Source organism: Pseudomonas proteolytica (assembly GCF_007858275.1).
GTDB classification, from domain to species: domain Bacteria; phylum Pseudomonadota; class Gammaproteobacteria; order Pseudomonadales; family Pseudomonadaceae; genus Aquipseudomonas; species Aquipseudomonas proteolytica.
On sequence record NZ_VFEV01000022.1, the window covers coordinates 102,052 to 113,783 of the forward strand.

6 protein-coding genes and 1 pseudogene are annotated in these 11,732 nt (G+C 62.6%); 5 read left to right on the forward strand and 2 right to left on the reverse strand.

Annotated features, from left to right (window positions below; translation table 11 throughout):
- The first annotated feature begins 33 nt into the window (after window positions 1-33).
- Window positions 34-3,110: pseudogene (locus tag FIV38_RS30715) on the forward strand (autotransporter outer membrane beta-barrel domain-containing protein).
- A gap of 102 nt (window positions 3,111-3,212) precedes the next feature.
- Window positions 3,213-5,060 carry a polyurethane esterase gene (locus FIV38_RS17215; protein WP_092236653.1) on the forward strand — a complete coding sequence of 616 codons (1,848 nt, stop codon included), beginning with the start codon at window positions 3,213-3,215 and terminating at the stop codon, window positions 5,058-5,060.
- Window positions 5,061-5,147: 87 nt separating this feature from the next.
- On the opposite strand, the gene FIV38_RS17220 is transcribed toward FIV38_RS17215, so the two are convergent.
- Window positions 5,148-5,372, reverse strand: a complete 225-nt coding sequence (locus FIV38_RS17220; protein ID WP_070994870.1) for a YgdI/YgdR family lipoprotein — start codon at window positions 5,370-5,372, stop codon at window positions 5,148-5,150.
- Window positions 5,373-5,560: 188 nt separating this feature from the next.
- Here FIV38_RS17220 and FIV38_RS17225 point away from each other — a divergent pair, with 188 nt between their 5' ends.
- The 3 genes from FIV38_RS17225 to FIV38_RS17235 all read left to right on the forward strand — a co-directional run bounded on the left by FIV38_RS17225 (window position 5,561) and on the right by FIV38_RS17235 (window position 10,474).
- Window positions 5,561-7,210, forward strand: coding sequence for a VRR-NUC domain-containing protein (locus tag FIV38_RS17225; RefSeq protein WP_092237456.1), 1,650 nt, complete (start codon window positions 5,561-5,563; stop codon window positions 7,208-7,210).
- Complete coding sequence (locus FIV38_RS17230) at window positions 7,207-9,459, forward strand: ATP-dependent DNA helicase (RefSeq protein ID WP_092236655.1); 2,253 nt, start codon at window positions 7,207-7,209, stop codon at window positions 9,457-9,459. Before FIV38_RS17225 ends, FIV38_RS17230 begins: the two co-directional genes overlap by 4 nt.
- 79 nt (window positions 9,460-9,538) lie before the next feature.
- The gene (locus tag FIV38_RS17235; RefSeq protein WP_092236661.1) at window positions 9,539-10,474 is read left to right on the forward strand and encodes an alpha/beta fold hydrolase; all 936 of its coding nucleotides are present in this window, start codon (window positions 9,539-9,541) and stop codon (window positions 10,472-10,474) included.
- Here the strand turns inward: FIV38_RS17235 and FIV38_RS17240 are convergent.
- A complete protein-coding gene (locus FIV38_RS17240; RefSeq protein WP_092236662.1) occupies window positions 10,471-10,890 on the reverse strand; it encodes a nuclear transport factor 2 family protein in 420 nt (139 codons plus the stop codon). The two genes, FIV38_RS17235 and FIV38_RS17240, sit on opposite strands and share 4 nt — an antisense overlap.
- Window positions 10,891-11,732 lie beyond the last annotated feature (842 nt).

Genomic DNA, 11,732 nt, shown 5'->3' on the forward strand with positions numbered 1-11,732 from the left:
GTGAACGCAAAACAACGAGGGTTTCACTCCTCCATCCCAACAGGCCCGGGCTACCCGCTCAAAGCCTTGAGTCGCGTGCCATACGGCGCGTTGCTGTGTTGCCTGGCCAGCCTGGGTACCGCCCAGGCCGCACCCTACGTGGAAGCCGGCAAACTGGGGGATGCCGCCAGTTGGCGCAGCAATGAGTTCAAGGCCGATTGGGGCCTGGGGGCGGTCAATGCCGATGTGGCGTATGCCGCCGGTTACAGTGGCAAGGGCGTGAAGCTGGGGATTTTCGATCAGCCGGTATATGCCCAGCATCCCGAGTTCTCCAGCCCGGGCAAGGTGCAGACCCTGGTCACTGAGGGGATCCGCCAATACACCGACCCCTATATCCCGGTGAAGGCCGGTGACCCGTTCCGCTACGACGGTACACCGTCCCAGGGCTCCAACGGCAAGCTGGGCGACCACGGCACCCATGTCGGTGGCATCGCGGCTGGCGACCGCAACGGCGGGCCGATGCACGGCGTGGCCTATAACGCGCAGATCCTCAGTGCCGAGAACGGCGACCCGGGCCCCGAAGACGGCATCATCCTGGGCAACGACGGTGCGGTGTACCAGGCCGGCTGGGACAGCCTGGTGGCCAATGGCGCACGCATCATCAATAACAGCTGGGGGATCGGCATTGGCGAGCAGTTTGCCAAGGGCGGCAAAGACCCTGCGTTCGCGCATTTTGACCTGAGCGACGCGCAGGCCCAGTTCGACCAGATCAAGCCGTTGCTGGGTACCGCGCCAGGTGGCGCCTACACTGGGGCGATCAACGCGGCGCGCAGGGGGTGCTGACGATCTTCGCGGCCGGCAACGACTACAACCTGAACAACCCCGATGCGATTTCCGGCCTGGCTTACTTCGTACCCGAGATCACGCCTAATTGGCTGTCGGTGGCCGCACTGCAACGCAACCCGGACACCAACAGCCCCAACCCTTATGTGATCAGCACCTTCTCGTCCCGTTGCGGCTATGCCGCCAGTTTCTGTGTGTCAGCACCGGGCACGGCGATCTACAGCTCGGTGATGGTGGGCACCACGGTCGATAACATGACCCTGGGCTGGAACAATAAAAACGGCACCTCCATGGCCGCTCCCCACGTGGCAGGCGCCGCCGCCGTCTTGATGGAGCGTTTCCCGTATATGAGTGGCGAGCAGATATCCACGCTGCTCAAGACCACCGCCACCGACCTCGGTGCACCGGGCATCGACGCGCTGTACGGCTGGGGCATGATCAACCTGGGCAAGGCGGTCAGCGGGCCGGGCATGTTGGTCACCGCCGAGGACATCCCGGCCGAGTTCCGCGTCGAGGGCGGCTACGGCAGCGGCCAGTTTGTCGCGGACTTGCCGGGGGTAGGGGCGGTGGTCGACGCTGGCAAGCCCACCGAGCGTGTATGCGACGATCTGCACTGCGGGCGGGATGTATGGAGCAACGACATTTCCGGTCACGGCGGCCTGACCAAGCAAGGCATCGGCACGCTGGTGCTGACCGGCAGCAATACCTACAGCGGGCCGACCCTGGTCAATCAGGGCCTGCTGGCGGTCAATGGCTCGCTGGTATCCCAGGTCACGGTGAGCAACAGCGGCGTGTTGGGCGGCTCCGGCAGCATCGGCGCGCTGCACGCGAAAAGCGGCGGTACGGTAGCGCCGGGCAACTCCATTGGTACGTTGAACGTGGCCGGGGATGTCAACTTCGACGCCGGGTCCACCTATGCGGTAGAGCTGTCGAACAGCAGCAGTGACCGCATCGTCGCCGGCGGCAAGGCCTCCCTCAACGGCGGCACTGTGACCCTGGCCCTGGAGAACAGCCCGACACTGCTCAGCCAGCCCGAGGCGCAAAGCCTGATCGGCCGCCAGTACACCATCCTGCAGGCGGCAGGGGGCGTCACCGGTAGCTTCGCGCAGGTACTGCCCAACTACCTGTTTGTGGGCGGCAACCTGAACTATGGCGCCAACGGTGTGCAACTGGATGTCGCACGCACTGTCAACACCTTCGCCAGTGTGGCGTTGACCGATAACCAGCGTGCCGTAGCGGGCGCTGCCGAACAACTGGGCGCGGGTAATGGCGTGTATGAAAGCCTGCTGTTGGCGCCGAGTGCGGCTTCGGCGCAAGGGGCGTTCCAACAGTTGTCGGGGGAAATCTACCCGGCCCTGGAAACTGCCCTGGTCAATGACAACCGCTACCTGCGCGAAGCGGTAGGCGAGCGCCTGCAGCAGGGCGAAATGGGCTCCTCGCCACAGACCATCGACACCCGCGGCAATGTCTGGGTCAAGGCGCTTGGTGCCTGGGGTAAAACCGACAGCAGCAGCGACACGGCGGGCTACACCACTTCCATCGGCGGATTGCTCGCGGGTGTGGACGGTGCGCTGGATGAAGACACGCGCCTGGGGCTGGTCGCCGGCTACAGCGATACCTCGCTGAACATGGGCGATGGCACCCACTCGCGGGCATCGGTGGACAGCTACCACTTGGGCGCCTATGCCGGGCACGAAATCGGCGCCTGGCGCCTGAGCGGCGGGGCGACCTACAGCTGGCATCGCGCCGATGTAAAGCGTGAGCTGCAATACGGCGAAGTCGCCGGCAAGCAGAAAGCCAAGGTCGATGCCCGCAGCACCCAGCTCTTCACCGAAGCGGCTTATCGCCTGAACCTGCAACCGCTGGCGCTGGAGCCATTCGCCAACCTGGCCTATGTGCACCTGGACAGCGACGGCTTCAGCGAGAAAGGCGATGCGGCGGCGCTCAAGGGCGGCGATGACACGCGCGACCTGGTGCTGAGCACCCTCGGCGTGCGTGCCTTGAAGACCTTCAACCTCACCGACCATCAGGCTCTGGACGTTTCCGGCACCCTGGGGTGGCAGCACAACCTCAGCGCCACCGATTCCGCGCGCCACCTGGCGTTTGCCTCAGGCAGTAACGCGTTTGCCGTGCAAAGCGCACCGATGGTACGCGATGCCGCATTGGTCGGCGCACGGGCCAGCCTGGCGCTGAGCAAGGATGCGCGGTTGAACTTTGACTACAACGGCCTGCTGGCCAGCAAGGAGAAAATCCACGGCGTGGGCTTGAGCCTCGACTGGGCGTTCTGAGTTTTACCCCGTAGGCGCCGGCAAGCCGGCTCCTACAAGGGGCGGTGTGATGTTCAGGATTTTTAGCTTTCTCGACAATTCCAACAAAAGAGAGGCAATACCATGGGTGTCTATGACTACAAAAACCTAACCACTGAGGACTCCAAAGCCCTGTTCGCCGATGCCATGGCGATCACGTTGTATTCCTACCACAACCTGGATAACGGCTTTGCCGTGGGGTATCAGCAAAACGGCTTCGGCCTGGGTTTGCCGGCCACCCTGGTGCAGGCGTTGCTGGGCAGCAGCGACTCCCAGGGGGTGATTCCCGGTATCCCGTGGAACCCGGACTCGGAAAAGGCCGCCCTGGACGCCGTGCAAAAGGCCGGCTGGACGCCCATCAGCGCCAGCACCCTGGACTATGGTGGCAAGGTCGATGCGCGGGGCACCTTCTTCGGTGAGAAAACCGGCTACACCAGTGCCCAGGTCGAGGTCCTGGGCAAATACGATGACGCCGGCAAGCTGCTGGAAGTTGGCATCGCCTTCCGTGGTACATCCGGCCCCAGGGAGAACCTGATTGTCGACTCTATTGGCGATGTGATCAGTGATTTACTGGCCGCGTTCGGGCCGGCGGACTACGCAAAAAACTACGCGGGCGAGGCGTTTGGCACCTTGCTTGGCAAAGTCGCCGCGTATGCCAGCGCGCAGGGGCTGAGCGGCCAGGATGTACTGGTCAGCGGCCATAGCCTCGGTGGCCTGGCGGTCAACAGCATGGCGGACTTGAGCAACCACACCTGGGCGGGGTTCTACCAGCACGCCAACTATGTGGCCTACGCCTCGCCGACCCAGAGCAGTGGCGACAAGGTGCTGAACATCGGCTACGAAAACGACCCGGTCTATCGCGCCCTCGACGGTTCGGTGTTCAATCTGTCGTCCCTGGGCGTGCACGACCAACCGCACGAATCCAGCGCCGATAACATCGTAAGCTTCAACGACCATTACGCCTCGACGCTGTGGAATATCCTGCCGTTTTCCATCCTCAACCTGCCAACGTGGATTTCCCATTTACCCACGGGGTACGGCGATGGCATGAGCCGCATCATCGAGTCGAAGTTCTATGACCTGACCAGCCGCGATTCGACGATCATCGTCGCCAACCTGTCTGACCCTGCGCGTGCCACTACCTGGGTGCAGGACCTCAATCGCAACGCCGAAGCCCACCAGGGCAGCACGTTCATTATCGGCAGCGACGGCAACGACCTGATCCAGGGCGGGCGCGGCAATGACTACCTGGAAGGACGTGCCGGCAACGATACGTTCCGCGATGGCGGTGGCTACAACATCCTGCTCGGTGGCACGGGGTTCAATACCCTGGACTTGCAGCAGTCGCTGAAGAACGTCGAGGTGGCCAACGATGGCGCAGGTACCCTGTATATCCGCGACGGCCAGGGCGGCATCAGCATGACGCGCGACATGGGCGCGCTAGTGAGCAAGGAAAGCTATCTGTTGTTGTTCAGCAAGAACGTGACTCACAGCGTGACCGACAAGGGGCTGCTGGCGGGCAAGGACCTGACCGCCTACGCCGCGTCGCTCAAGGGCGATGCCGGCGCCAATGTGCTGAAGGCCGGCGATGGCGGGCAGTGGTTGTTTGGGCTGGAGGGCGATGATCACCTGATCGGCGGCAAAGGCAACGATGTGCTGGTAGGGGGTGCGGGCAATGACCTGCTCGAAGCGGGCGGCGGGCGCAATACCTTCCTGTTCGACGGCGACTTCGGCCAGGACCGGATCCTGGGCTACCAGTCGACGGACAAGTTGGTGTTCATGGGGGTGGCGGGGGTGGGCGGGCAGTACAACTACCTCGATCATGCCAAGGCAGTGGGCAGCGATACGTTGCTGACGTTCGGCGATAATTCGGTGACGCTGGTGGGAGTGGGACTTGGCAGCCTGTCGGCAGAGGCCTTCGTCATCACCTGAAACTGTAGGAGCCGGCTTGTCGGCGATGAGGCCCTTGGTTGCTTCCAAGGCCGCCATCGCCGGCAAGCCGGCTCCTACAGTGGTTGGTCATTTTTCCTTGCGGACGGTAGCGACATCCGCCGCCTTGACCCGTACGCGCTTGCCGGCGATGTCGGTGAATTCGTAAAAACCATCAGGCGTATTGGCATTCGGCGTATCGGTGGTCAGGTACTGAGTACCGTTCTGCAAGGTCACGACGGTCGGCGTCGAGCAACCGGCCAATGCCAGAAACGTCAGTACAGCCAGCGGCAGGCCCCAGTTCTTCATGTTCATAACCTTTACTCTCATCCTTCGAAAACCCCGGGCTCAACGGCTGCGGGCAACAAATGTTACGCGGATCCACCCCCATCTGATCACTTTTATGCAAAAAGTTGCGTGTGCCACTGATCTATTAGCGATTGCAAGGCAGGCCCGGCGACGGCACTCTGTATGCATAACCAGTGTTTGCCCAAGTGCCCGTCATGTCCAACCCCCTCGAAGACCCGTTCTACTACCTGCATAACTTCCAGCAAGTGCTCGACTGGCTGGGGCAGCGCTATGCCGATGTACTGGACGATGAAGAACAGCGCTTCATTGCGCAGTTCAGCCAAGTGCCGCAACCGGCCCAAGCGTTGCTGGTGCGCATGGTGATGCGCAAAGGGGTGCATTTTCGTGCGAGCAAGCTCAACTACGTCGAGATTGGCCCGGCTGACCAGGCCGTGCAGCCATTGCTGGCCCTGGGCTGGGTCAGTGAGCAGGGCCTGCTGCCCCTGGATGAGGTGTGGGGGCAGTTGCAGAAAGGCGAGGCGCTGCAGGCGTTCAAGCCCTGGATCGAGCAGCCCAGGGGCAAGAAGTCCGATTGGCTGCCCGGTTTATCGACCCGGTTCACCGAGCCACGTACGTTTGCGCAATGGTGCCCGCAGTTGGACGAGCGTCTTTACAGCCTGGCGGTGATGGACCTGTGTGACCGCCTGCGCCTGATGTTCTTCGGCAACCTGTACCAGGACTGGTCGGAGTTTGTACTGGCGGACCTGGGGATCTACACCTACGAAAAGGTCGAGTTCTGTGCCGAGTCCCGAGGGCTGCGCCATCGTGACGATGTGTATGGCCTGCTGTTCCTGCATCAATGCCAGCAGGCATTCGAGGCGGGCGAACCGCTGGAAGAGGTGCTGGCGCAGATTGCCACGCTGAGCACCGATAACCCCTGGCTGGAGAAGCGTCGGGCCAAGCTGCTGTTCCAGGTTGGCCAGCATTGCGAGCGGCTCGCCGAACTGGCCCTGGCCGAGGTGATCTACCGCGATTGTGCCTACCCCGGCGCCCGCGCTCGCCTGATTCGGGTGCTGGAGCGCCAGGAGGATTTCGCCCAGGCGATGGCCCTGGCCCAGGCGGCCCAGGCCGCGCCACAAAGCGCGGCCGAGCAGCAACACCTGTTGCGGGTCCTGCCGAGGTTGCGGCGCAAGCTGGGCGAGCCGGCGCTGCCCAAGCCCAAACCCCAGGTGATCCAGCGCCTGGACCTGGAACTACCATTCCCGGAACCGGTGGCCAGCGTTGAGTTCTGCGTGCAGGCGCACCTGGGGGATGATGGGGGGCCGGTGCACTACGTCGAGAACACCCTGATCAACTCGCTGTTCGGCCTGCTGTGCTGGCCAGCGATCTTCGCGCCGTTGCCCGGTTCGTTCTTTCACCCATTCCAACGCGGGCCGGTGGATTTGCACAGTGAAGACTTCCAGCAGCGCCGCGCCGAACTGTTCGCCGCCTGCCTCGACCAGTTGCACGACCAGCGCTACAAAACCACGATCCGCCAGCGCTACGCCGAAAAGTGGGGGACCCAGTCACCCTTTGTGTTCTGGAATGTATTGAGCGAAACACTGCTCGAGCAGGCGCTCGATTGCCTGCCTGCCGCGCACCTGCGGCACTGGTTCGACCGGCTGTTGCTGGATATCCGCGCCAATCGCGCCGGCATGCCAGACCTGATCCAGTTCTGGCCGGCACAAAAAACCTACCGCATGATCGAAGTCAAAGGCCCGGGCGACCGCCTGCAGGACAACCAATTGCGCTGGCTGGAGTTCTGCAGCGAGCACCAGATGCCGGTCACCGTGTGTTATGTACGTTGGGCGGAGCAGGGCGCTTGAGCTACACCGTTGCGGTACGGGCATTGTGCGAGTTTACCGCCAAGGTGGGTGATCTTGATCTGCGGTTCACCCCCTCACCCAGTGCCCAGGAAGGCATGCTCGGCCACCGTACCGTGGCGTCCCGCCGTAGCGCGCACTACCAGAGTGAAGTGGCCCTGGAAGGCCTCTACCAGCAGTTGACCGTACGCGGCCGCGCCGATGGCTATGATCCGGATCGCAATGTGCTGGAAGAGGTCAAGACCTACCGTGGCGACCTGGATGCCCAGCCGGCCAACCATCGGCTACTGCACTGGGCCCAGGCCAAAGTCTATGGCTGGCTGATGTGCAGCAAGCTGGGGTTGCCTGAGATCGCGCTGGCGCTGGTGTATTTCGATATCGTCAGCGAGCGCGAAACCGTGATCAGCCAGGTGTGTGCGGCGGATGACCTGGAGGCGTTCTTCAATCGCCAGTGTGCGTTGTTTCTCGGCTGGGCCGAGCAGCAGGCGCAACAGCGACTGGCCCGCGACGCCGCCAGCACCGCTCTGGTTTTCCCCCACGCGGCCTTTCGTCTGGGCCAGCGTACCCTCGCCGAGACGGTGTACAAGGCCGTCAGCACCGGGCGCTGCCTGATGGCACAGGCGCCCACGGGGATCGGCAAGACCATTGGCACGGTGTTTCCGATGCTCAAGGCCATGGCGCCGCAGCAGTTGGACAAGCTGTTCTTTCTGACGGCCAAGACCCCTGGCCGCAAGCTGGCGCTGGACGCGATGCAGATACTGCACGCCAGTGCCGACCTGCCATTGCACGTACTGGAGTTGGTGGCGCGGGACAAGGCGTGCGAACACCTGGACAAGGCCTGTCACGGCGACTCCTGCCCGTTGGCCAAGGGCTTTTATGATCGCCTGCCGGCCGCGCGCGAGGCGGCAGCCAAGGTCCGGTTGCTGGACCAACGCAATCTGCGCGAGGTCGCGCTCGCCCACGGTGTATGCCCGTATTACCTGAGCCAGGAGATGGCGCGCTGGTGCGACATGGTGGTCGCCGACTACAACTATTACTTCGATTTTGGCGCAATGCTGTTTGGCCTGGCCCAGCTCAACCAATGGCGGGTCGCGGTGCTGGTGGACGAAGCCCATAACCTGGTGGAGCGGGCGCGCGCGATGTACAGCGCCGACCTCGATCAATTTGCCCTGAAGACCTTGCGCGATACCGCCCCCGAGCCGTTGAAAAAGCCGTTGCAGCGGCTCAACCGTGAATGGAATGCGCTGCACAAGGAGCAGGTCACGGTGTATCAGGCTTATGCCAGCAAGCCGGACAAGCTGTTGCAGGCCCTGGCCCTGTGTACCAGCGCCATGGGCGAGTATTTCAATGATCACCCGCAGGCGCTCACGGGCGAGCTGCAAGGCTTTTATTTCGAGGCGTTGCTGTTCGCCAAGGTGGCGGAGCTGTTCAACGAGCAGTTTATTTTTGATATCGCTCAGCGCGACCCACAGGCCAAGCGTCGCTTCTCGCGCTTGAGCCTGCGGAACGTGGTGCCGGCCGAATTTATCCGCCCTCGCTTGACGGCGGCCCGCAGCAGCGTGCTGTTTTCCGCGACCCTGAGCCCCCGGCATTACTATGCCGACCTGCTGGGCCTGCCGGCGGATACCGCGTGGGTGGACGTGGAATCGCCCTTCGATGCCGCGCAGTTGCAGGTGCACATCATCGACCGCATCTCCACGCGCTTTGTACATCGCCAGGCGTCCCTGGCGCCCATCGTGGCGTTGATCGCCGAGCAGTTTGAGCGTACGCCGGGCAACTACCTGGCGTTTTTCAGCAGCTTTGATTACCAGCAGCAAGTGGCGCAGTTGCTGGCCGAACGGTATCCGTCGATTCCAACCTGGCATCAATCACGGGGCATGGCCGAGGCCGAGCGCCAGGCCTTCCTCGACCAGTTCACCCAGCACAGCCGGGGCGTAGGGTTTGCCGTGTTGGGCGGGGCGTTCGGGGAGGGTATCGACTTGCCCGGCGCACGCTTGATCGGGGCCTTTATCGCCACCCTGGGCCTGGCGCAACTCAACCCGGTCAACGAGCAGATGAAACTGCGCATGGGCGCGATGTTCGGTGCCGGTTATGACTACACCTACCTGTATCCCGGGATCCAGAAGGTGGTGCAGGCGGCAGGCCGGGTGATTCGCACCCAACAGGACCAAGGGGTGGTAATGCTGATCGATGACCGTTTTGCCGAACCCAAGGTGCGGCCATTGCTGCCTCGCTGGTGGTCGGTGACCTGAGGTATTTGCCCCATCAATGATGCTGGCGCAGGTGGCACCCCTGGGGCAGTCTGCAGTAATCCCCTGATGGAGCGGTGCGATGAACGCTATCGAACAACAGACGATCGACGTCAACGGCATTCAATTGAGCTTGCATATCGCCGGCCCCGAGAGTGGCCCACCGGTGTGGCTGCTCCATGGCTTTCCCGAGTGCTGGCATTCATGGCGCCAGCAGATACCCGTGCTGGCAGCGGCCGGGTATCGCGTGTTTGTGCCAGAAATGCGTGGCTATGGGCACAGCAGCGCCCCCGCAGATATTGCTGACTACGACTTGCTGACCCTGTGCGCGGATATCCAGGGGGCCATGGACCAGTTCGGCCATCAACGGGTAGCGATGGTCGGCCATGACTGGGGCGCGGTGGTGGCGTGGCACCTGGCGTTGCTGGAGCCAGAGCGTATCAACGCGCTGGTCACGATGTCGGTGCCGTTCGCCGGTCGTTCCCGCAGGCCGGTGATCGAGATCATGCGTGAGCTGTATGCCGAACGGTTCAACTACATCCTCTACTTCCAGCAACCCGGCGTGGCGGAGCAGGAGCTGGAAGCCGATATCGAACGCACCTTGCGTCTGTTCATGCAGGATCAGGATGTATTCCTGCAGCAAAAGCCGGCCACGGCCACCTTGCTGGAAGGCGTCGCGTCGCCGGGTGCCTTGCCGGCCTGGTGCAGCCGGCAGGATCTGGATATCTATGTGCAAACCTTTGCCAATGGCTTTCGCGGGCCGCTGAACTGGTATCGCAACTTCGAGCGCAACTGGCAGCGCACCGAGTTTCTGGCGGGCCGGCAGGTGTTGCAGCCGACATTGTTCCTGATCGGCGACCGCGACCCGGTGGGGGTGTTTGAGGCGCATACGCTCAAGCGCATGCCCGAGGTGGTGCCACAGTTGGAGCAGCATGTCCTGGCCAACTGCGGGCACTGGATCCAGGTGGAGCAGGGCGCGCAGGTCAATACGTTGATGCTGGCGTTCCTGCAGAGTTAGCCCTTGGAAGGCGCCAGGCGTCTGCCCATTTCCTCACCAAGGGCCTGGAGGCCGCTCAAGGGGCGGACCATTACTTCAAACTCGATGATCTTCCCCTCTTCGTTGAAGCGGATCAGGTCGATGCCCTTGAGCTGTTTGTCACCCACTCGCGCGCTGAACTCGAGCACCACATTGTGGCCGTCGGCGCTGGCCAGTTCACGGTGGTAGTGGAAGTCCTCAAACACGGTAAACACGGTGTTGAGGATCATCGAAACGACGGCGGCGCCGGGGTAGGGGGTGTGGGCCATCGGCGAGCGAAACACCGCGTCAGGCGCCAGCAGTTCGGGCAGGGCCTTGAGGTCGGCAGTGGCCAGCATGGTGTGCCAGCGCTTCAGGGTATGGGCGGCCCCAGGGGATAATTGCAGAGCTTCGGACATGGTCTGTACCTGTTCTTATGAGTGTTGAGCAACCATAAGAGCAGCTGCGAGGTGGGATCAATGATCCAAACTGACAGTTATATGGCTGGAGCAAACAGCAGAGCTGTGTGGGCTTGCTCGCGATGGGCATGAGTATCTGCACAACTCTTTGGTGGTTTTTGGGGTTGGGTACATATCCGTTGCTGCGGTTACGGCGGCTATTGGTTCCGCCCTTACGGCGGCTCACTTTTGTAGAGCGCAAAAGTAAGCAAAACGCTCTTGCCCCACCACTTGGTGCCTCGCCTAGGCTCGGCATGCCCGCAGTCAGGCATTGCTCCGTGGGCCCGCCGCGATCGGCCATCCATGGCCGTGTCGCGGCTACCCCGGCATCCTGCCGGGGTGCCCACTGCGCAATACCTGCCTGCGGCCAGCGTGATTTGATGGGGCGCCTAAGATCAAAAGCCAGATCAAAAGCTGAGCAACAGCAACAGCAACAGCAACGCCAGAGCGCGGAGCTGCTTTCCCCTGTGGGAGCGGGCTTGCTCGCGAATGCGGAGTGTCAGTCAATACATTTATCAACTGACAGACTGCATTCGCGAGCAAGCCCGCTCCCACAAGGATACGCGCACGCTTCGACGATCAGGTCGGCTGTCAGGCCGCCTCGTTTTGCTTGTGATTTTGATCTTAGGCGCCCCATCAAACCACGCTGGCCGTAATCCGATATTGATTTGGGGGGTAAACCGGCAGGACGCCGGTTTAGCCGCGCTGGGCCATGGATGGCCCATCGCGGCGGCCCCCCAAATCAATGTCGGATTACGGGCACACCGAGCCTAGGCGAGGTGCCGAGTGGTGGGGCACCAGGG

Coding starts and splice junctions, on each gene's coding strand:
- FIV38_RS17215 (WP_092236653.1), top strand. CDS start 3,213: ATGGGTGTCTATGACTACAAAAACCTAACCACTGAGGACTCCAAAGCC.
- FIV38_RS17220 (WP_070994870.1), bottom strand. CDS start 5,372: ATGAACATGAAGAACTGGGGCCTGCCGCTGGCTGTACTGACGTTTCTG.
- FIV38_RS17225 (WP_092237456.1), top strand. CDS start 5,561: ATGTCCAACCCCCTCGAAGACCCGTTCTACTACCTGCATAACTTCCAG.
- FIV38_RS17235 (WP_092236661.1), top strand. CDS start 9,539: ATGAACGCTATCGAACAACAGACGATCGACGTCAACGGCATTCAATTG.
- FIV38_RS17240 (WP_092236662.1), bottom strand. CDS start 10,890: ATGTCCGAAGCTCTGCAATTATCCCCTGGGGCCGCCCATACCCTGAAG.